Below are 19,906 nucleotides of genomic sequence, written 5' to 3'. Positions count from 1 at the left end.
GCAGCTCATGGTGGGGTTCAACGCGGCGGAGTACCTGCTCGACAGACACGTCCGGAACGGTGACGGCGCGCGCACCGCCGTGCTCACCCCGGCCAGGAAGCTGACGTACAGCGAGCTCGCCGACGCCGTGCACCGCGTCGCGGGAGGGCTGGCGGCGATCGGCGTGCGGCCCGAGGAGCGCGTGATGCTGTGCATGGTGGACGGCGTCGAGCTGCTCACCGGCATCCTCGGCGCGATGTACGCGGGGGCGGTTCCGGTGCCCGTCTCGACGATGTTCACCGGGCCCGAGCTGGGCAAGGTGCTGGCGGATTCGCGGGCGCGCGTGCTGTGCGTGTCCGGCGAGTTCGCCGAGGCGGCCAAGGTCGCGGTGGAGTCGGCGCCGGAGGTCACGACGGTGGTGCTGGACCGGGCTGACGCGGCGGATTTCCCTTCGCTGCGTGCTTTCGACTGGTCCGAATTGTCTACATCGGACCCGGTGTTGTCGTTCGAGACCTGGGAGGACTCGCCCGCGCTGTGGCTGTACACCTCGGGCACGACGGGCGAGCCCAAGGGTGCGATGCACCGGCACGCGAGCATCCGCGCGGTGTGCGAAACCTATGGCACGCAGGTGCTCGGCATCCGGCCGGACGACCGGTGCCTGTCGGTCGCCAAGCTGTTCTTCGCCTACGGCATCGGGAATTCGGCGTTCTTCCCGTTGTCGGTGGGGGCGAGCGTGGTGCTGGAAGCGGGCCGTTCGACGCCGCAGCTGGTGGCCGACCGGGTGCGGGCGGAGCGGCCGTCGTTGTTCTTCGGCGTGCCCACGTTCTACTCGGCACTGCTCGCCAGCGGCATCCCGGATGACACGTTTTCCTCGGTGCGCCAAGCGGTTTCCGCCGGGGAGCCGTTGCCTGCCGTGTTGTTCGAGCGGTTCCGCAGCCGGTTCGGCGTGGAGATCCTCGACGGCATCGGGTCCACCGAGGCGCTGCACATCTTCCTGTCCAACCGGCCGGGCACCGTCGTGCCCGGCACCACCGGCGTGGCCGTGCCCGGGTACGAGGTCGAGATCCGGGACCCGCTCGGTGCGCCCGTCGAGGCGGTCGGCGAGCCGGGTGAGCTTTACGTGCGCGGGCCGTCGACGGCGTTCGGGTACTGGAGCCGGTACGAGACGAGCAAGCGCGTGTTCCAGGGCGAGTGGCTTCGGACGGGTGACAGCTACGTGCGCAACCCGGACGGCACCTACACTTGCCTGGGCCGGTTCAACGACATGCTGAAGGCCGGCGGGATCTGGGTGTCTCCGGCCGAAGTGGAGCAGAGACTGTTGCAGCACCCCGATGTGGCGGAGGCGGCCGTGGTGGCGGCGCCGGACGAGGACGGGATCGACAAGCCGGTGGCGTGCGTGGTCCCGGCGGTCGGCCGCGTGGTCGAGGCGGATGCGCTGATCGACTTCTGCCGGGAGGGGCTCGCGTCGTTCAAGCGGCCGCGGGCGGTGGTCGAGGTGGCCGAGCTGCCGAAGACCGCGACGGGCAAGATCCGCCGCAACGTGCTGCGTGAGCAGGTCCGCGACGCGCTGCGCCCGGGGGCGCTCGCGTGATCGACGGCCACGTGGTGGTGGACGCACACGTCCACGTTCCCCGGCTCAGCACGTTGAAGCCCGCGTGGCTGGAGTGGGCGGAGAAGTTCTCCGGCCCGCACGACTGGCGCGCGGCGTACGACGCGAATGGCGACCCGGTACCGTCCGCTTTGGACAGTCTGCTGGCGGAGCAGGGCGTGGATCGCGCCTTGTTGTTCTGCGAGTACAGCCCGCGCGCCACGGGAATCCAGCCGATCGAGGACCTGCTGCCGATCGTCGAGCACAACCCGGAGCGGTTCCGGTTGGTGGCGAACGTCAACCCGTACCTGCACCACCCGGTGTCCGCGGAGGTGGAGCGCCAGCTGGACCTCGGCGCGGTGGCGTTGAAGATCCACCCCGTACACGGCGCGTTTTCGCCCGCGGAGAAGGAGTTGTACGCCGCGTACCAGGTGTGCGCGGAACGCGGGGTGCCGGTGATCATCCATTCCGGCACGAGCAGTTTCCCCGGCGCACGAACGAGTTTCGGCAACCCCGAGCTGATGTCCGATGTGGTGGAAGACTTTCCCGGCGTGAACTTCGTGTTCGCGCACGGTGGCCGCGGCTGGTGGTACGACGTGGCGGCGTTCCTGGCGCTGGCGAAGGACAACGTGTGGCTCGACCTGGCCGGGTTGCCGCCGAAGAAGCTGCCGGAGTACTACGCACGCTTCGACCTGGTGCGCCTGGCGGGGAAGTTCGTGTTCGGCACGGACTGGCCGGGCGTCCCTGGCACCGCGGCGAACGTCCGCGCGCTCGCCGCGCTGGGCCTGCCGGACGCCGTGCTGTCGGACGCCCTGTCCGGCAACGCGGCGAAGCTGTTCCCGGGATTGGGTGTTTGAGGGGTTAACGTTGCCCACGTGACGGAGCGACGCGCGATCCTCAGCGGTTCCACCTTCGAGGAGCAGATCGGCTACGCCAGGGCCGTGGTCGACGGCGAGTGGGTGCACGTGTCCGGAACCACCGGCTTCGACTACGCGACGATGACCATTTCCGACGACGTGGTCGAGCAGGCGGCGCAGTGCCTGCGCAACATCGAAGCGGCGCTGACCGAGGCGGGGGCCACGTTCGCGGACGTGGTCCGCGTGCGGTACCTGCTGCCGGACCGCGCCGACTTCGAACCGTGCTGGCCGGTGCTGCGTGAACGCTTCGCGGCCGTCCGCCCCGCCGCCACGATGCAGGTCTGCGGTCTCGCGGACCCGCGAATGAAGATCGAAATCGAGGTCGACGCCCACCGGCGGACGGGGTTAGTCCGCGTTGACCTCGCGTAGCTTGCGCATCGCCTCCGCGAGGGCCTTCGACGCCTCCGGGCCCAGTGGCTCCAGCACCCGCTGCCGGAGGATCTCCGCGCACACCCGGCGTGCCTTCTCGGCCACTTCGCGGCCGTGGTCGGTCAGGCACGCGTACGTCACCCGGCGGTCGTCGGGGCTCGGGCGGCGCACTATCAGGTCCGCCGCCACCAGGCGGTCCGCCACCTTGGTGAAACCGCCGCTCGACAGCGCCGCCTCGGTGGCCAGCCGCGTCATCGGCATCCGGTACCCGGGGGTGCGGATGAGCCGCAGCAGGATGTCGAACTGGGCGGGCGCCAACCCGAACCGCTCGCCGATCTCGCCCATCAGCTTCTCCTGCGTCGCGACGTAGCCCTCGATCACCAGGCCCCACCACGTCACGATCTCGTCGTCCTCCGCCACCCGCCCAGTATACGCAAGAATCTGCATGGAATATATCTTGCGCGCGAGATGTTTCAGCGATAGCTTCGGCAACGAGCCCCTCGAAGGAGGACCGATGTCCATCAAGACCAGCGGCCTGCACCACGTCACCGCGATCGGCGGCGACCCGCAGCGCAACGCGGACTTCTACCTGCGCACCCTCGGCCTGCGGCTGGTGAAGACCACCGTCAACTTCGACGACCCGGGCACCTACCACCTCTACTACGGCGACGCGTCCGGCAAGCCCGGCACGCTCATGACGTTCTTCCCCTGGAAGGACGCCCCGCGCGGCCGCCGCGGCACCGGGCAGGCCACCACGACGTCGTTCTCCGTCCCCGCGAACTCCATCGGGTGGTGGAAGGACCACCTCGCCGGTGCCGGCATCACCACCGGCCGCATCACCACCCGCGACGGCGAGGACGTGCTGACCTTCGACGATCCCGACGGCCTGCAGCTGGCCCTCGTCGCGCACCCGCAGGGCGACCCGCGCGAGCCGTGGGACACCCCGGACGTCCCGGCCGAGCACGCCATCCGCGGTCTGCACTCGGTGACCCTGTCCGTCGCCGAGGAGGACGCCACCGCCGAGATGTTCCGCGAGCTGGGCCTGTCCTTCGCCGGCCAGGAGTCGAACCGCCTGCGCTTCACCGCCGGGAACGGCGGCCCCGGCGCGACGGTCGACGTGCTGGTCACCCCGGACGCGCCGCGTGGTCTGGTCGCCGCGGGCACCGTGCACCACGTCGCGTGGCGGGCGCCGGACGAGGACACCCAGGCGTCGTGGCGCGAGGAGCTGGTGGACCGCGGGGTGAACGTCACCTCGATCCTCGACCGCCAGTACTTCCGCTCGATCTACTTCCGCGAACCGGGCGGCACGCTGCTCGAAGTGGCCACCGACGCGCCGGGTTTCGCGATCGACGAGCCGCTGCTGGAGCTGGGCCGCGCGCTCAAGCTGCCGCCGTGGCTGGAGCCGAACCGCGAGCAGATCGAGCACACCCTGCCGAAGCTCAACCTGCCGAGCGAGAACAACCCGGAACTGGCATGACGCTCGAACACGAGTTCGTCGAGGGCGAGGACGCCACGCCGGTGCTGTTGCTGCTGCACGGCACCGGCGGCGGCCCACGCGACCTGATGCCGCTCGCCCGCGAGCTGAGTCCCGGTTCCCCGATGCTGGCGCCCCAGGGTCCGGTGAACGAGTACGGCGCCGCCAGGTGGTTCCGCCGGCTGCGCGAGGGCGTCTTCGACTACGAAGACGTTGTCGCGCGGGCGAACCAGCTCGCGGACTTCCTCGGCGATGCCCGGAAACGCTACGGACTCACCGACCGCAGGCTGGTCGCCGTCGGCTTCTCCAATGGCGCCAACATCGCCGGGGCGCTCACCCTCCTGCGGCCCGACGTGCTCACCGAGGCCGCGTTGTTCGCCTCGATGCTGCCCGTGCCCGACCCGCCGCAGCACGACCTGACCGGCACCCGCGTCTTCCTCTCCAACGGCCTGCAGGACCCGATGGCCCCGCTGCCGTCGAACGAGGAATTCCTCGCACTGCTCAAGGAACGCGGCGCGGACGTCACCGTGCACCGCCACCCCGGCGGGCACCAGATCACCCTGGACGCGGTGTCGGAAGCGAAGTCCTGGTTGACTCGGCAGGCATGACCGCTGTCGAGCGCTGGGCCACGAAGCTCGCGGAGTGGGCGATCCCGCGCGAAATCCTGGCCCGAGCGCCCGAATCGCCGTGGGCGCCCGCCCGTTCGATGTTCGTCCGGCGCGTCGACCGGCAGCTCGGCGAGTCCGCCACCCCGACGCACGAGGCGGTGCGAGCGGCCGGCGGTGCGGCTCTGGACGTCGGCGCCGGGGCGGGCGCCGCGAGCCTGCCGTGCGCGTCCGCGCTCACTCGCGTGACGGCGGTCGACACCGACGCCGCGCTGCTCGCGGAGTTCGCCGAACGCGCCGCCGCGTTGTCCCTGCCGCACGAGACCGTCGAGGGCCGTTGGCCCGACGTGCACGAGCGACTCGGCGGGTTCGACGTCGCGGTCTGCGCGAACGTCCTCTACAACGTCCGCGACCTTCCGGCCTTCGTCGCCGCGCTGAATCGCCACGCCCGGCGCGTGGTCGTGGAGCTGACCGAGCGGCATCCCATGGCGCGGATGAACCCGCTGTGGCGGCACTTCCACGGCGTCGAACGCCCGGACGGGCCGACGGCCGACGACGCCGTGGCCGCCGTGCGCGAGCTGGGCGTCGAACCCGAGGTGGTGAGCTGGGAAAGGGAAGCGTCGCCGATGCCGTTCGACGAGCTGGTGGAGCTCACCCGGCGTCGCCTGTGCCTGGGGCCGGACCACACGGACGAGTTGGCTGCCGTCCTGAAGGCCACTCCGCTGGAGAAGCGGCGACTCCGCACACTCGTCTGGTCACCCGATCGGACGGGAAGAACCAGCGGGGCACCGCCGATCGGTCGATAATCCCGGTATGACCTCCGCGCAGGATCCCGAGCCGACCACCGCTCGCCCCGAACCGGGCATCGCAGGCCCGGACCCGGCGGCCTCCGTCGAACGCCCCGGGGAGCCGGCCACCCCCGATACCCCGGCCACCCCCGTCGCCCCGCCGCGCCCCGCGCCGATCAAGCGGACCCGGGTCAGCGGCACCTGGGTGGCCGTCATCGTCGCGCTGGTCATCCTCGTCTTCCTGCTGATCTTCATCCTGCAGAACCTGGCCACCGCCACCGTCAACTTCCTCGGCATGAGCGGCAGCCTCCCGCTGGCCGTCGCGATGCTGTTCTCGGCGATCGCGGGCGCGGTGCTGGTCGCGCTCATCGGCGCGGCGCGCATCCTGCAGCTGCGGAAGGCGACCAAGCGGGCCAGCCGCGGGCTCCGCTGACCGGCCGAACTAGCATTCCGGGCGTGACCAGCGAAGACCTTCCCGTCGTGGCAGCCGAGGACGACGGCCTGGTGCGCCGCGCCGGACGCCTGGCCGGCTGGGCCGCCCGCACCGGCGTGTCGCTGGCCGGACGGCTGCCCGGGCTCGGCAACGCGGGCGAGAGCCTGCGCCAGGTCGAGCGGCAGGTGCTGAACGAGCTGCGCAAGCGGCTGGACGAGGTCGACGACCCGTACGTGGTGGCGCTCAGCGCGGCCTCCTCGCGAGAGCCCGCCGGAGAGGTCGTGCCCGCGGCGGAACCGCTGCGGTCGGCGATGAAGGAGCTGCTGGACCGCTCGGTCACCTTCGACCAGGAGCGGGCGCGCGAGTACCTCTACGCCACCGTCCTGCGCCAGCTGACCCCGGACGAGGCCCGCATCCTCACCGTGCTGTCGGACGGCGACGCCTACCCCGCCGTCGACGTGGTCGCTCGCGGCGAGCGCATCCTGCTGCGCAACGCTTCGACAGTCGGCACGGCCGCCGGCGTGACCCTGCCCGACGAGGTGCCCAGCTACCTCACCCGCCTCGCCGGGCTCGGGCTGGTCGACCTCACCGCCGAGGACCCGGAGCTGGACCCGCAGTACGAGGTGCTCGCCACCGACGAACTGGTCCGCGCGGCACGTGCCGGGGCCCGGCGGACGAGGCTCGTTCGTCACACGCTGCGACTGTCCCGGTTCGGCGCGCGCTTCTGGGCGGCGTGCGATCCGGCGGCCCTGACTCGCGTTCCGTGACCCCTGCCACTACCGTGTAACGAGTCCTCGCGCTACAGCGCTAACCCGGTGTCCGGGGTGAACAAAGTGCCGCGGCGGCTCTGTGCTGGGCTCATACCACATCACCTGCGCAAAAGATACGTTTGTGTTGGCATTGTCACACGTGTTTCGTGGTTGTTGCAGGTAGTCAGCGTGCGCGGTTCGTCTTGCGCTGAACGGGCTAAGACTCTCTGTTAGCTTGTTTTGACATGTCCGGAAAGCACTTGATCGAGTTCCCGACCAAGGCCGACGGCGCTGCGCTGTGGCGAATCGCACGCGATTCGCAGAAGCTGGATCTCAACACGCCGTACGCCTATTTGTTGTGGTGCCGGGATTTCGCCGACACCTCTGTTGTGGCCAAAGTGGACGGTCAGGCGGTCGGGTTCGTGATCGGGTACCGTCGGCCTTCGGCGCCGGACACGGCGCTGGTGTGGCAGGTGGCCGTCGACGCGTCACAGCGGGGGCGTGGCCTGGCCGGGGCGTTGCTGGACGAGCTGTTCACGCGTCTGGTGGCACAGGGGGTCCGCTACCTGGAGACCACCGTGACCCCGGACAACGAGGCATCGATAAGGACGTTCGCGTCGTTCGCGAAGCGCTGGAACGCACCGATGGAGCGCTCCGATCTGTTCGCCAGCTCCGACTTTCCGGCGGACAGCGGACGCCACGAGCAAGAGGATCTCTACCGAATCGGACCGCTTTCCGCGCAATAGCGCGGGAATGCGGGATCGAATGAGGCAGCAGCAGCCGGGAGTGGGAAAAGCATGAGTATCTTCGAAAAACTCGAGTCCGAGGTGCGCAGCTACAGCCGCGGCTGGCCGGTCGTGTTCGACCGCGCCGTCGGCAGCCGCCTCTACGCCGAGGACGGCACCCCGTACCTCGACTTCTTCGCCGGGGCGGGCGCGCTGAACTACGGGCACAACAACCCGGTCCTCAAGCAGGCGCTGCTGGACTACATCGCGCGTGACGGCGTGACCCACGCGCTGGACATGTTCACCGTCGCCAAGCGGGACCTGCTGGAGACCTTCCAGCAGAACATCCTCCAGCCGCGCGAGCTGGACTACAAGCTGATCTTCCCCGGTCCTGGCGGGGCGAACGCCGTCGAGGCCGCGCTGAAGCTGGCGCGCAAGGTGACCGGCAAGGAGTCGGTCATCAACTTCACCAACGCCTTCCACGGCATGACGCTGGGCGCGCTGTCGGTCACCGGCAACTCGATGAAGCGCAGCGGCGCCGGTATCCCGCTGGTGCACGCCACGCCCATGCCGTACGACCACTACTTCGACGGCGCCTACCCGGACTTCCTGTACTTCGAGCGCCTGCTCGACGACTCCGGCAGTGGTCTGAACGAGCCCGCCGCGGTGATCGTGGAAACCGTGCAGGGCGAGGGCGGGATCAACGCGGCGAGCCTGGAATGGCTGCGTGGCCTGTCCGACCTGTGCCAGCGGCACAACATCCTGCTCATCGTCGACGACGTGCAGATGGGCTGCGGCCGCACCGGCCCGTTCTTCAGCTTCGAGGACGCCGGCATCAAGCCGGACATGGTGTGCCTGTCGAAGTCCATCGGCGGCTACGGCCTCCCGATGGCGCTGACCCTGATCAAGCCCGAGCTCGACGTGTGGGAGCCGGGTGAGCACAACGGCACCTTCCGCGGCATCAGCCCCGCGTTCGTCACCGCCGCCGAGGCGCTGCGCACCTACTGGGCCGACGACGAGCTGGAGAAGTCCACGCGCGCCAAAGGCGAGCGGATCGGGGCGGCGCTGCAGGGCATCGTCGAGGCGTACCCCGAGGCGAACCTGACGGCGAAGGGCCGTGGCCTGGCCCGCGGTCTCGAGTTCGAGAACGGGGAGACCGCCGGGAAGGTGTGCGCGGCCGCGTTCGAGCGCGGCCTGCTGATGGAGACCTCCGGCCCGGACGGCGAGGTGGCCAAGATGCTGCCGCCGCTCACGCTGACCGACGCCGAGGTGGGCGAGGGCCTCGAGATCATCGACGCCTCCGTCAAGGCTGTACTGGGCAAGTAGAACGGGAGAAAGTTTTGATCGTCCGCACCCTCGACGAGATCACCGACACCGACGCCGACATCAAGGAGCCGAACTGGCGGAGCAAGCGCATCCTGCTCGCCAAGGACGGGGTCGGGTTCTCGGTCCACGAAACCACCCTCTACGCGGGTACCGTGAACGACTTCTGGTACGCGAACCACATCGAGGCCGTGTTCGTTTTCGAGGGCGAAGGCGAGGTCGAGAACAAGGCGACCGGGGAGGTGCACCAGCTGCGGCCGGGCACCATCTACGTGCTGAACGACCACGACAAGCACCAGGTCCGGCCGAAGACCGACATGAAGACCGTGTGCGTGTTCAACCCGCCGGTCACCGGCCGTGAGGTGCACGACGAGAACGGCGTGTACCCGCTGATCACCGAGAACGACTGACGTCCCGCCGCACGAACAAAAGGGGAAGCCAAGGGAGGCGAACCGTCTTGACCACCATGGACACCGGTGTCGAGGACCTGTACCCGACGCGGGTGACGGGCACCGCGCAGCCGTTCGACCGGACCGATCCGACGGTCTGGGGAACGGAGGCGGACGGCCCGGTCGACGCCGCGACGCTCGCGTCGCACGACGCGAAGGGTTTCCACATCGTCGAGGGGATGCTGTCCCCCGCCGAGGTGCAGACCTACTGGCAGGAACTGGTCCGGTTGTCCGGCGACGAAGAGCTCAAGGCCGACGAGCGGGTGATCACCGAGAAGGCGAGCGGCGAGGTCCGGTCGATCTTCGAGGTGCACCGGATCAGCGAGCTCATCAGCGAGCTGATCCGTGACCCGCGGATCCTGGACCGGGCGCGGCAGATCCTCGGCTCGGAGGTCTACATCCACCAGAGCCGGGTGAACTACATGCCGGGTTTCAAGGGGACCGGGTTCTACTGGCACTCGGACTTCGAGACGTGGCACGCCGAGGACGGCATGCCCCGGCCGCGTGCCGTGAGCTGTTCGATCGCACTGACCGACAACTACCCGTTCAACGGCGGTCTGATGGTCATGCCGGGTTCGCAGCGCACCTTCGTGCCGTGTGTGGGGGAAACTCCGGAGGACTACTACAAGTCCTCGCTCAAGGAGCAGGAGATCGGCGTCCCGAGCCAGCAGGACATCACGAAGCTGGCGGCGGAGTACGGCATCGACCAGTTCACCGGCCCGGCGGGCTCGGCGCTGTGGTTCGACTCCAACATCATGCACGGCTCCGGTAACAACATCACGCCGTTCCCGCGCTCGAACATCTTCCTGGTGTTCAACAGCGTGGAGAACGCACTGGTGGAACCGTTCGCGGCGAGCAAGCCCCGGCCGACGTTCATCGGCAGCCGGGACTTCACGCCGATCACCCGCTGAGTCGGAACTCACACCGCGAACCTGTGGGTCGGTTGTAGCGACTCCACAGCAGGCTGTTACGGTGTCGCCACCGCACTCGGCTGGCGCCGAAGCGGCCCAAGGTTGTCGTCGGTGGTGTGGGTTCTCCTTGCTCGGGTGAGTCCTGTACGACCGCTGACAATGTTTCATCCCGGAACGGCCTCGCGCCACCAGATCGGGACTGGTGGCACGGGGCCGTTTCGTTTTGTGGTGGCGGTTGTGGGCCGGGCGCTGGGCGCCCTCCTTGCGTTCCCCACCCCCGCCCCCGATCTCTTAGTGTGAACGGCCGTCACGACGCGTCAAGGGCGCCTGCGGCGTCGCTTCGCGATCGCTGCGCGACCCTTGACCCGCCGCGCCGGCCGTAAGGGCGGCTTGGGATCGGGGGCGAGGGTGGGGGGTGGTGCGTGGGGAGTGCCGGGTGCGACGGTGAGGAGCAGTGCCTCACTGGTCGAAGAGGTTCACCTCGGGGGTGATCTCCAGCAGTTCGTGCACCGGGCGGCCTCGGCGGCCGTCGATCGTCGTCGTCCGGACCACCCTCAACCGCGCGGTCACGGGGCGGTCCAGGTTCTCCTTGATCTGCCCCAGCAGGTCCGGCGCGACCGCGCCCTGGATGGTCCCGCCGGACTCGCGCTCCAGGTAGAAGATCCGCCGCCGCGTGCGGACGCCGTCCAGGCGCCCGGAGACCGTCTCGTACCCCACCGCCTCGCGGGACTCCCGCAGGCTGCTGTGCAGCACCTTCGCCTGGTCCAGCGTCATGCTGCGGGCCACGTCGTCGCCCGAGGTGGGGGTCAGCTGGATGCCGATGCCGACGTTCTTGACCACCGCGTTGACGATGTCGCTGACCGCGTTGCGCACCGTGTCGCGTTGCAGCAGCACGGCGTCCAGTGCGCCGTCGTCGGAGCCGTTCGCGGGCAGGAAGTCGCACAGCTCCTTCACCGCGCGCTCGGACAGGCTTTCGATCCCGTCGTGGATCAGCGCGTCGTCGAGCGCCGGCTCCGGGAAGCCGAAGAAGATCGTGTTGCCCGCCTGGCCGCGCTGGATGAGCGGCGCCTTGTCGCGGTCGGTCGGCTGGACGTAGGTGACCTCGGCCTGCGGATTCCGGATGATGTGCCCGACCTTCGCCGTGGCGTCCTGCAGCGCGCGGCTGATGTCGGAGAACGTGTACGCGTCGAGGTTGGTCGAGCCCAGCATCGACACCCGCAGCAGCGGGGAGCGGGATGTGCGCTCGAACTTCGCGTGCGCGGCCATCGCCGACGCGCGGGCGAGGTCGTCGAGCCAGGTGCCGCCGGGGATGTCGTCGGCGATCCTGCGGAACTCCGTCACCAGACCACCTCGGGGAAGCCGCGGGTACCCGACACCGACCACGTGTTGAACCACGTCTCCTCGTCACCGGGGAAGCACAGGAAACCGTCGAGCAGGCCGCCCACCGGCTGCACCTGGTCGAGGTACATGGCGGGCTGCCCGATGATCACGCCGCGCAGCGTGAGCAGCCCGTACAGCGAGTCGCGGACCGGGCCGGTCATGCGCTTGAGGCTGCCCCAGTCGTCGGGCATGAGGACCACGTCCAGCCCGACCGGCACGCGCTCGGTGCGGACGATGAACGCGCCGCCGACCCACGCCCGCCCGGCCGGAATGATGCGGGCCACCGCCCCCAGGTAGCTGTTCAGCGCGCTGAACAGGATCTCGCGCTCGTTCTGGTGCGGCGCGTCGAACACCAGGCGCTCGTAGATGTCGGCGAGATCGGCGTGGAGCCGCCCTGGCGGGAGCACGCCCTCCATGGTCCAGTGCGGGAGCGGCATGCCAAGAAACTAGCAGCGGCGCTCGCGCCTCCGTTGAGGGCGGTGGTGGGGAGGGGCTGGCGCTAGCAGTGGGTGAAGCCAGTCTCAGGGCGTGGGGGCGTGCTGCTCCTCAACGGCCAGCGACTGGATTCCGAACGGCGTGAGCTGCGGGCGCTTCGGGGACAGGCCGTCGCCCATGGACTCGCCACGCAGCTGGCGGCGGATCCACGGCAGCAGGTGCGTCTTGGTCCACGCGACGTCCGCCCGGCGGGAGGTGATCCAGTTCTGCGGGATGTCCAGCGCGGGCCAGGGCTCGCGCCAGTCCTCGGCCACCGACACGCCCAGCAGTTCCGCGGCCCGCAGCGCGATGCGGCGGTGCCCCTCGGCCGTGAAGTGCAGCCGGTCGTCGCTCCACGCCCGGTGGTCGCGCAGCGGGTCCATGGTCCACAGGTCGACGACACGGGCGCCGTACCTGGCGGCGATCGCCCACAGGTTCGTGTTGTAGATGGCGATCTTGCCGCGCAGCACACTCACCACCGACAGTGCCTTGGGATCGGGACCGTTGAACAGCAGCACCTCGATGCCCGCGCCGCGTAGCGCCGCGACCACGGAGTCGATTTGCGCGCAGATCTCGTCCACGTCGGTGCCGGGCACGATGACATCGTTGCCGCCGCCGCAGAAGGTCACCAGGTCGGGCTTGAGTTCGAGCGCGATCGGCACCTGCTCCTCGACGATCTCGGCGAGCATCTTGCCGCGCAGCGCGAGGTTGGCGTACTGGAAACCGGGGCGGTCACCGGCGAGGATCTCGGCGAGCCGGTCGGCCCAGCCGCGGAAGGTGCCGTCGGGGAGCCTGTCGTTGAGTCCTTCGGTGAAACTGTCACCCAAAGCGACGTAGCTGTCGTAGCCGTACATGCTGCGATCCCCTCTCTCCCGCACCTGCGCGCAAATCCCCCACAGAGCAACATCGCGAGGATGCACCCCTGTTCCCGACCTACGCCACCGTCGGTTCTCCCACCTGTCACATCCTCTTACCTTGTCGGCCATGCACGCCTCTTTATTACTGGATGTGAAGACGGTGTGTGGGGAAGATCTCGCGGGATGTTCCACCAACAGGAGTTATCGGGCAGCATGTAAGGGTGACCTCACAAGCGACGCGTGAGCGGGAGTCCCTGGCGAGCGTGCTGGGTGGGCGCAAGGGTGCGGTGGACGCGAGCCTGCCGCCGCTGGCCTTCGTACTCGGCTGGCTGATCGCGGGCAACTCGATCGCGTGGGGTTCGGTGGCCGCGATCGCGACGGCCGTCGTCGTGGGCGTGTTCCGCCTGGTGCGCGGCGACAAGGCCCGGGCGGTGGTGGTGAGCCTCGCGGCGGTGATCATCGCGGCGCTGGTCGCGCTGCACACCGGCCGCGCCCAGGACTTCTTCCTGATCCAGCTGCTGTCGAACATGGCGAGCGCGCTGCTGTGGGCGGCGAGCGTGGTGGTGCGGTGGCCGCTGCTGGGCGTCGTGGTGGGGCTGCTGCTGGGGCAGAAGACGCGCTGGCGGCGGGACCCGGACCTGCTGCGCGCGTACTCGCGGGCGAGCCTGACGTGGTCGTGCCAGTACCTGCTGCGCGTGGCGGTCTACCTGCCGCTGTGGTGGGCGGGGCAGCTGGTGGCGCTGGGCGTGGCCCGCACGGTGCTGACGTGGCCGTTGCAGGCGCTGACCATCGCCGTCAGCGGCTGGGTGCTCTACCGCACCCTGCCCGACGACCACCCGGGGCTGCGGCTCAAGGAACCCGAGGACGAGTAGGCCGCGCGGCGTGCTCGCCGTACGCCTCGACGGCGGCGAGCCACGCGGCGCCCAGCACGCCGTCGTCGCTGGTCAGGACCTCCAGATCGGCCAGCCGGGCCCGCACGCGCTCGCCGACGGGGCCGTTCAGCACGCTGCCGACCAGCACCACCGGCGTGTCCTCGCCCGGCTCCCGCGCCGCCCGTGCCATGTCCGCGAGCAGGTCCGCGGCCCGGTCGAGGATGGGACCCGCGTCGGGCGCCGCGCTGACCAACGGGGCGAACCGGGCGAGCCGGATGGGCGCCTCGGCGTTCGCGACCGTGATCAGCCGCTTCCACGCCGTGGCGCGATCGGTCACCTCCACGCCTGCCTCGGCCAGCACCGCGCGCGCCAGTTCGCCCAGCTCACCGGTGCCGCTCAACGCCTCGAGCGTCGTGCGCACCGCCTCGCGGCCCAGCCAGAACGCCGACCCCTCGTCGCCGAGCAGCCAGCCGTAACCGCCGACGGTGGACACCAGCCGCCGCTTGCGGATACGGCCCGCGATCGAGCCCGTGCCCGCGACGAGCACCGTGCCGTCGACGGCGGAAGTCGCCGAAGCGAAGGCGACCTCGGGGTCCGTGCGCACCTGCACGCCGGTCAGCCCCAACCGCCGCCACATCGCCTCGAACAGCTCCGCCACCGCGGGGTCGGTCAGCTTGCTGGTACCGGCCATACCGACCACGCAAGCGTTTGCGTCCTGGACGTCCAGCCCCGTCAGGCACTCGCCGACCGCCTCGGCCAGGTGCGCCACCGCCGTCGCGACGGGATGCGAGTTCGGGTTCCCGCCGCCGGAGCGGCCGGTGCCCAGGACCGTTCCGTCCGCGGCCACCGCGACCGCGCGGGTGGACGTCCCGCCCGCGTCCACCCCGAGGACGAAGCTCATCGCGTCTTGGTCACCTTCAGCAGGCCGCGCGGGCTGTCCGGGTCGCCACCGCGGGCCAGCGCCAGGCCCAGTGCGAGCCGCTGCACCGGCAGCACCTCCAGCACCGGCGCCAGCTCCTCGGCCACCTCCGGCACCGGGACCCGCACCGCGGCGGGCACCTCGCTGGCCGCGGAACCCAGCGCCAGCACGTCCGCGCCGCGCTCGGCAACCGCTTTCAGCACGTCGTGCATCGCCGAACCGCCGCGGCCCCTGCCGGTGATCGCGAGCACCGCGGTGTCGCCGTCGATCGCCGCGACCGGGCCGTGCAACAGGTCCGCACCGCTGTACGCGCGGGCGGCGAGGTAGCTGGTCTCCGCGAGCTTCAGCGCCGACTCCAGCGCCGTCGCGTACGAGTAACCGCGGCCGGTGGTGATGATGCGGTCGACGAAGCGGTACCGGTCGATCGCCCGCTGCACCGGCGCCTTCAGCGCCTGCTCGGCCAGCTCGCCCAGCCCAGCCGCGGCCGAGCCGTCGCCACCGCGCGCGGCGTCGACGAGCAGGTACAGCGCCAGCAGCGTGGCCGAGTACGTCTTGGTGGCCGCCACCGCCTGCTCGGTGCCGGCGCCGATGTCCACCGCCAGCTCGGCGGCCTGGTGCAGGGGCGAGGACGGGGTGTTGGTGACGGCGACCGTCAGCGCGCCCTGCTTACGGGCGGTGTCGGTGAACTCCAGCAGGTCGGGGGAGCCGCCGCTCTGGCTCACCGACACGAGCAGCACGTCGCGCAGGTCGGGACGCGCGCCGTAGAGTGTCACGGTCGACGGGGACACCAGCCCCGCGGGAAGCCCGAGCATTACCTCGATCAGGTATTTCGCGTAGAGCGCCGCGTGATCGCTGGATCCGCGTGCGGCCAGCAGCGCGAACCGCGGCGGCCGCTGGGCGACCACCCGTGCCACCTCGGCGAACTCCGTGCGGCGGGCCACCAGGCCGGCCAGCACGGCGGGTTGCTCCGCGATCTCTGCTGCCATGTGCTGTCCGGGGCTGGTCATAGTCATCCCTTTCGTGCTCCTGCGATTGTGCGCGCGGTCTCCGCCGCGTGGCCAGGGCGAACCGGGGCCGGAATCCGGTAGGTTTTGCTGCATCTTCGCAGCATTACCACGTTAAGGTCTAGACCAATATAACCCGGGTGCGGGTGCGGGGCGAAAGGGTAGTTTCTTCTCGCGCCCGGGACGCGTGTTCAAAGAGGGAGTCGGTCATGTTGGAATCACCCACGCGCGGTCAGCGCGAGCCGAAGTACTGGGCGTTGAAACAGCACCTGCTCGATCTCCTCGACAGCCTGCCGCCCGGTTCGCCGATCCCCACCGAGCGCGCCCTCGCGACCGACTTCGGGGTCTCCCGCACCACCGTGCGCCAGGCGCTGGCCGACCTCACCGCGGAGGGCCGCCTGCACCGGGTCCAGGGCAAGGGCACGTTCGCCGCCGAGCCGAAGCTCGCGCAGCGGCTGCAGCTGTCGTCGTACACGGAGGACATGCGGGCTCAGGGGCGTGAGCCGTCGTCCAAGCTCATCGAGATCGAAGAGCTGCCGTCCGAACCGGAGATGTCGAAGCTGCTCGGCATCCGCAGCGGCGCCAAGATCCTGCGCATGCGGCGGCTACGGCTGGCCGACGGCGAGCCGATGGCGCTCGAGACCACCCACCTGCCGCTGTCCCGCTTCCGCGGGCTGCGCAAGCACATCTCCGGTGGTGGCTCGCTGTACGCGGTCCTGCGCGAGCAGTTCGGCGTCCAGATGGAACGGGCCGAGGAGACCATCGAGACGTCGCTGGCGGGTCCCGTCGAGGCCGAGCTGCTCGGCGCCGACGTCGGGATGCCCGTGCTGCTGCTGTCGCGGCACTCGTTCGGGTCGGACGGCAAGCCCGTCGAGTTCGTCCGTTCCATCTACCGGGGTGACCGGTACAAGTTCGTCACCACCCTCACCACCCCGTGACCGTGCGCTGGGGCACCGCGCCCGCGCGCGGTGTCCTCGCCACGACCATCCTCGGCTCGGGGATGGCGATGCTCGACGGGTCGATCGTGAACGTCGCGCTGCCCCGGATCGGCGAGGAGCTCGACGCCTCGGTCGCCGGTCTCCAGTGGATCCTCGACGGGTACCTGCTCGCACTCGCGTCGCTGATCCTGATCGCCGGCTCGCTCGGCGACCGCTTCGGCAGGCGGCGGGTGTTCACGATCGGCGTGGTGTGGTTCGGCGCGGCGTCGGTGCTGTGCGGGGTCGCGGTGTCCACGCCGATGCTCGTCGCGACCCGGGTGCTGCAGGGCGTCGGTGGCGCCCTGCTCACGCCCGGGTCGCTGGCGATCCTGCAGTCGGCGTTCGTGCCGGAGGACCGCTCGCGCGCGATCGGCTCGTGGTCCGGGCTGGGCGGGCTCGCGGCCGCGGCCGGTCCGCTGGTCGGCGGCGTGCTCGTGCAGGTCTGGTCGTGGCGGCTGGGTTTCCTGATCAACCTGCCGGTCGCCGTCGCGTGCGTCTGGCTCGCCCGCAAGTACGTGCCCGAGTCCCGCGACGAGACGGCGGGCGGGCGGCTCGACGTCACCGGGGCGGTGCTGGGCGCGATCGGGCTCGCGGGCGTCACCGCGGCGCTCGTCGAGGCTCCCGCTCGCGGGGTCGGGGACGCGTTGGTGCTGGTCACGGGCGTGCTCGGGGTCGTGGGGCTCGCCGCGTTCGTCCTGCGGCAGCGGCGCGCGGCGATCCCACTGGTGCCGCCGCGGATGTTCGCCGAACGCACGTTCACCGTGGCCAACGCGCTCACGTTCGTCGTCTACGCGGCGCTCGGTGGCGTGATGACGCTGCTCGTGCTCCAGCTGCAGGTCTCGCTCGGGTACGCGCCGACGGCGGCGGGCCTCGCCGGGCTGCCCATCACCGTCATCATGCTGCTGCTGTCGGCCCGGTCCGGCGCGCTCGCCCAGCGGATCGGGCCGCGCGTGCAGCTCGCCGTGGGGCCGTTCTTGCTGGCCGCGGGCATGCTCCTGCTGACGCGGGTCGGCCCCGGCGCGTCCTACCTCGGGGCGGTGCTGCCCGCGGTCGTGGTGTTCGGGCTCGGGCTGGCCACGGTGGTGGCGCCCGTGACGGCGACCGTGCTCGCCGCGGCGCCGGCCGAGCACGCCGGGGTGGCCTCCGGGGTGAACAACGCGATCGCGCGGGCGGGCAACCTCATCGCGATCGCCGTCCTGCCCACGGTCGCCGGGCTTTCCGGCGGCGCGTACACCGATCCGGCCGTGCTCACCGCGGGCTGGCGCACGGCGATGCTCGTCTGCGCGGCGCTCGCCGTTCTCGGTGGCCTGCTCGGACTCGGCGTCCGCAACTCCGTGTTGGCGCCGGAACACGGTGCGCCACAAGGGAAAACCGATCTTGGGAAGTGCCTGCACTGCGGGGTGGACGGGCCGCCGACGCAACTGCGTGGGTGAGCGCGGGCGATAGCGGGTATGAGAACCGTGTGAGCCCTGTCGTGTCCACAATGGACGGTACCCCGTGTCGCTGCTCACGAAGCTGCTAACACGGGGAGCATTCCAATCGACTAACACGTTGAACACCATGGGGTCACGGTGGGGGCAACTGCGAGCAGATCGGAATCATGGCCGAGGAGAAGGAACAGAAGACCGGACTCAAACCGGCACAGATAGTCGCTTCGGCGCTGGCCGCGGTCACGGCCGCGTTCCTGGGCTCGACGCTCGGCGTGGGTGGCACGGTCGCCGGCGCGGGCATCGCCAGCGTCATCACCACGATCGGCAGCGAGGTGTACCTGCGGTCGCTGCGGCGCACCAAGGAGGCCGCGCGCAAGACGGCCGAGATGCTGGCGCTCAGCGACACGCGGCTGCGGCAGGAGACGCGGTTCGTCGAACCGCCGCCACCGGCGCCGGCGAACCCGCTGGTGCAGCCGCAGCAGGCCAACGCGACGGCCGCGACGCGCTACCTCCCGCGGGCGGGCGCGGGCCAGTCGATGGGCGGCGAGCGCACGGTCTACATCCCGAAGCCGGGGATGCCCGGAGCGCCCGGCGGCCCCGGAGCGCCTGGTGCGCCGACGACGCTGCTGGCGACGCCGGAGACGCCCGCGAAGAAGCCGTGGTGGAAGAACCGCTGGACGCTCATCGTCGGCACCAGCGTCGCGGCCTTCCTGATCGGGATGCTGGCTCTGACGGGCTTCGAGGCGCTGACCGGGCACGCCGCGTCGGGCGGCTCGGGCACCACGTTCAGCCAGGTCGTCGGCGGGAACAAGGGCAGCACGCCGACCACCACGGACGAGACCACGACGGTCACCAGGACGCAGACGTCGCACCCACGTTCGACGGCCACCTCGACCACCGAGGAGAGCCAGCAGTCGCAGACCGCGACGGCCACGCCTCAGCAGACGCAGTCGCAGAGCAGCGCGGAGCCGACGGAGTCGGCGAGCCCGACGCAGAGCGCCGCGCCGACCAGCGGCTGAGGGGTCAGCGCAGTCGGTCGGCCAGCCGCCGCGCGGCGGCCCGCGGGTCGTCGGCCTCGGTGATGGCGCGGACCACCACGACGCGCGAAGCGCCTGCGTCGAGCACCTCGGGCAGGCGCTCGTCGTCGATGCCGCCGATGGCGAACCACGGCCGCCGCGCCCCGGTCATCGCACGCACCAGGTCCAGGCCGGGCGCGGGCCGGCCGGGCTTGGTCGGCGTCGGCCAGCAGGGGCCGGTGCAGAAGTAGTCCACGCCCGGCTCGGCTTCCGCCGCCCGGGCCTGCTCGACCGAGTGCGTGGAGCGCCCGATCACCGGGCCGTCCCCGAGAATGCGCCGGGCCACGGGCACCGGCAGGTCGTCCTGGCCCAGGTGCAGCACGTCGGCGTCCACGGCGAGCGCCACGTCGGCCCGGTCGTTCACCGCGAGCAGCGCGCCGTGCCGCGCGCACGCTTCCGCGAGCACCTCCAGCGCCGCCAGCTCCTGCTTCGCCTCCAGCGGCGCGCCGCTGGTCTTGTCCCGGAGCTGGATGATGTCGACGCCGCCGGCGAGCGCCGCGTCGGCGAACTCGGCGAGGTCACCGCGCTCGGCGCGGGCGTCGGTGCACAGGTAGAGCCGTGCCTCGTCGAGCCGCTTCCTGATCTGGTCCCCGCTGAGCCCTGGCAT

General features: G+C 70.7%; 23 protein-coding genes. 16 read left to right on the top strand and 7 right to left on the bottom strand.

What is annotated here, in order from left to right; all coding sequences use genetic code 11:
* Nucleotides 1-7 precede the first annotated feature (7 nt).
* The 3 genes from FHX82_RS10370 to FHX82_RS10360 are packed head-to-tail and all read left to right on the top strand — an operon-like array spanning nt 8 to nt 2,853.
* A complete protein-coding gene (locus tag FHX82_RS10370) occupies nt 8-1,570 on the top strand; it encodes a benzoate-CoA ligase family protein (RefSeq protein WP_145937531.1) in 1,563 nt (520 codons plus the stop codon).
* A complete protein-coding gene (locus tag FHX82_RS10365; protein WP_145937530.1) occupies nt 1,567-2,424 on the top strand; it encodes an amidohydrolase family protein in 858 nt (285 codons plus the stop codon). The genes FHX82_RS10370 and FHX82_RS10365 overlap by 4 nt, the downstream gene beginning before the upstream one ends.
* Nucleotides 2,425-2,442: 18 nt before the next feature.
* A complete protein-coding gene (locus FHX82_RS10360; protein WP_145937529.1) occupies nt 2,443-2,853 on the top strand; it encodes a RidA family protein in 411 nt (136 codons plus the stop codon).
* Here the strand turns inward: FHX82_RS10360 and FHX82_RS10355 are convergent.
* Nucleotides 2,830-3,273, bottom strand: a complete 444-nt coding sequence (locus FHX82_RS10355) for a MarR family winged helix-turn-helix transcriptional regulator (protein WP_229881236.1) — start codon at nt 3,271-3,273, stop codon at nt 2,830-2,832. The genes FHX82_RS10360 and FHX82_RS10355 overlap by 24 nt on opposite strands.
* A 94-nt stretch (nt 3,274-3,367) precedes the next feature.
* On the opposite strand from FHX82_RS10355, the gene FHX82_RS10350 reads away from it, so the two are divergent.
* The 9 genes from FHX82_RS10350 to thpD all read left to right on the top strand — a co-directional run bounded on the left by FHX82_RS10350 (nt 3,368) and on the right by thpD (nt 10,310).
* Entirely contained in the window at nt 3,368-4,330 is a 963-nt protein-coding gene (locus FHX82_RS10350) for a ring-cleaving dioxygenase (RefSeq protein WP_145937527.1), read from the top strand.
* Nucleotides 4,327-4,935 carry an alpha/beta hydrolase gene (locus tag FHX82_RS10345; protein WP_145937526.1) on the top strand — a complete coding sequence of 203 codons (609 nt, stop codon included), beginning with the start codon at nt 4,327-4,329 and terminating at the stop codon, nt 4,933-4,935. Before FHX82_RS10350 ends, FHX82_RS10345 begins: the two co-directional genes overlap by 4 nt.
* Nucleotides 4,932-5,738, top strand: a complete 807-nt coding sequence (locus FHX82_RS10340; protein WP_145937525.1) for a class I SAM-dependent methyltransferase — start codon at nt 4,932-4,934, stop codon at nt 5,736-5,738. Before FHX82_RS10345 ends, FHX82_RS10340 begins: the two co-directional genes overlap by 4 nt.
* A 7-nt stretch (nt 5,739-5,745) precedes the next feature.
* Nucleotides 5,746-6,153 (top strand): LapA family protein, encoded by a 408-nt coding sequence (locus FHX82_RS10335; protein WP_183176542.1) that lies wholly within the window; start codon nt 5,746-5,748, stop codon nt 6,151-6,153.
* A gap of 23 nt (nt 6,154-6,176) precedes the next feature.
* A complete protein-coding gene (locus FHX82_RS10330; RefSeq protein ID WP_222426013.1) occupies nt 6,177-6,920 on the top strand; it encodes an Abi-alpha family protein in 744 nt (247 codons plus the stop codon).
* 227 nt (nt 6,921-7,147) lie between these two features.
* On the top strand, nt 7,148-7,648 hold the full coding sequence (ectA, locus tag FHX82_RS10325; RefSeq protein ID WP_145939349.1) for a diaminobutyrate acetyltransferase: 501 nt from the start codon (nt 7,148-7,150) through the stop codon (nt 7,646-7,648).
* A gap of 51 nt (nt 7,649-7,699) precedes the next feature.
* A complete protein-coding gene (ectB, locus tag FHX82_RS10320) occupies nt 7,700-8,953 on the top strand; it encodes a diaminobutyrate--2-oxoglutarate transaminase (RefSeq protein WP_145939350.1) in 1,254 nt (417 codons plus the stop codon).
* A gap of 14 nt (nt 8,954-8,967) precedes the next feature.
* A complete protein-coding gene (locus tag FHX82_RS10315; RefSeq protein ID WP_145939351.1) occupies nt 8,968-9,360 on the top strand; it encodes an ectoine synthase in 393 nt (130 codons plus the stop codon).
* 56 nt (nt 9,361-9,416) lie between these two features.
* Complete coding sequence (thpD, locus tag FHX82_RS10310; protein WP_145939353.1) at nt 9,417-10,310, top strand: ectoine hydroxylase; 894 nt, start codon at nt 9,417-9,419, stop codon at nt 10,308-10,310.
* A gap of 459 nt (nt 10,311-10,769) precedes the next feature.
* On the opposite strand, the gene FHX82_RS10305 is transcribed toward thpD, so the two are convergent.
* From FHX82_RS10305 to FHX82_RS10295, 3 genes are all read right to left on the bottom strand, one after another.
* Entirely contained in the window at nt 10,770-11,654 is an 885-nt protein-coding gene (locus FHX82_RS10305; RefSeq protein ID WP_145938266.1) for a hypothetical protein, read from the bottom strand.
* Nucleotides 11,648-12,127 (bottom strand): DUF6932 family protein, encoded by a 480-nt coding sequence (locus tag FHX82_RS10300; RefSeq protein WP_145938240.1) that lies wholly within the window; start codon nt 12,125-12,127, stop codon nt 11,648-11,650. Before FHX82_RS10300 ends, FHX82_RS10305 begins: the two co-directional genes overlap by 7 nt.
* A gap of 84 nt (nt 12,128-12,211) precedes the next feature.
* Nucleotides 12,212-13,018: an SGNH/GDSL hydrolase family protein gene (locus FHX82_RS10295; RefSeq protein ID WP_145938241.1), complete on the bottom strand. Its 807-nt coding sequence runs from the start codon at nt 13,016-13,018 to the stop codon at nt 12,212-12,214.
* Between the two features lie 224 nt (nt 13,019-13,242).
* Here FHX82_RS10295 and FHX82_RS10290 point away from each other — a divergent pair, with 224 nt between their 5' ends.
* Nucleotides 13,243-13,893 carry a DUF3159 domain-containing protein gene (locus tag FHX82_RS10290; RefSeq protein WP_145938242.1) on the top strand — a complete coding sequence of 217 codons (651 nt, stop codon included), beginning with the start codon at nt 13,243-13,245 and terminating at the stop codon, nt 13,891-13,893.
* Here FHX82_RS10290 and FHX82_RS10285 read toward each other — a convergent pair.
* Together FHX82_RS10285 and FHX82_RS10280 are read right to left on the bottom strand one after the other, a co-directional pair.
* Entirely contained in the window at nt 13,871-14,794 is a 924-nt protein-coding gene (locus FHX82_RS10285; protein WP_145938243.1) for an N-acetylglucosamine kinase, read from the bottom strand. The two genes, FHX82_RS10290 and FHX82_RS10285, sit on opposite strands and share 23 nt — an antisense overlap.
* A complete protein-coding gene (locus tag FHX82_RS10280; protein ID WP_145938244.1) occupies nt 14,791-15,825 on the bottom strand; it encodes an SIS domain-containing protein in 1,035 nt (344 codons plus the stop codon). The genes FHX82_RS10285 and FHX82_RS10280 overlap by 4 nt, the downstream gene beginning before the upstream one ends.
* A gap of 200 nt (nt 15,826-16,025) precedes the next feature.
* Here FHX82_RS10280 and FHX82_RS10275 point away from each other — a divergent pair, with 200 nt between their 5' ends.
* The 3 genes from FHX82_RS10275 to FHX82_RS10265 all read left to right on the top strand — a co-directional run bounded on the left by FHX82_RS10275 (nt 16,026) and on the right by FHX82_RS10265 (nt 19,242).
* Nucleotides 16,026-16,754 carry a GntR family transcriptional regulator gene (locus tag FHX82_RS10275; RefSeq protein WP_145938245.1) on the top strand — a complete coding sequence of 243 codons (729 nt, stop codon included), beginning with the start codon at nt 16,026-16,028 and terminating at the stop codon, nt 16,752-16,754.
* A 62-nt stretch (nt 16,755-16,816) separates the two neighbouring features.
* Complete coding sequence (locus FHX82_RS10270; RefSeq protein ID WP_145938267.1) at nt 16,817-18,226, top strand: MFS transporter; 1,410 nt, start codon at nt 16,817-16,819, stop codon at nt 18,224-18,226.
* A 167-nt stretch (nt 18,227-18,393) separates the two neighbouring features.
* Nucleotides 18,394-19,242, top strand: a complete 849-nt coding sequence (locus FHX82_RS10265; RefSeq protein ID WP_183176541.1) for a hypothetical protein — start codon at nt 18,394-18,396, stop codon at nt 19,240-19,242.
* 4 nt (nt 19,243-19,246) lie between these two features.
* Here the strand turns inward: FHX82_RS10265 and thiE are convergent, their stop codons facing one another.
* Nucleotides 19,247-19,906 (bottom strand): thiamine phosphate synthase, encoded by a 660-nt coding sequence (thiE, locus tag FHX82_RS10260; RefSeq protein ID WP_145938246.1) that lies wholly within the window; start codon nt 19,904-19,906, stop codon nt 19,247-19,249.

Source organism: Amycolatopsis bartoniae (assembly GCF_014191255.1).
GTDB classification, from domain to species: domain Bacteria; phylum Actinomycetota; class Actinomycetes; order Mycobacteriales; family Pseudonocardiaceae; genus Amycolatopsis_E; species Amycolatopsis_E bartoniae.
The sequence above is the reverse complement of the archived record's forward strand: the minus strand, read 5'-3'. Positions and strand labels throughout refer to the sequence as shown.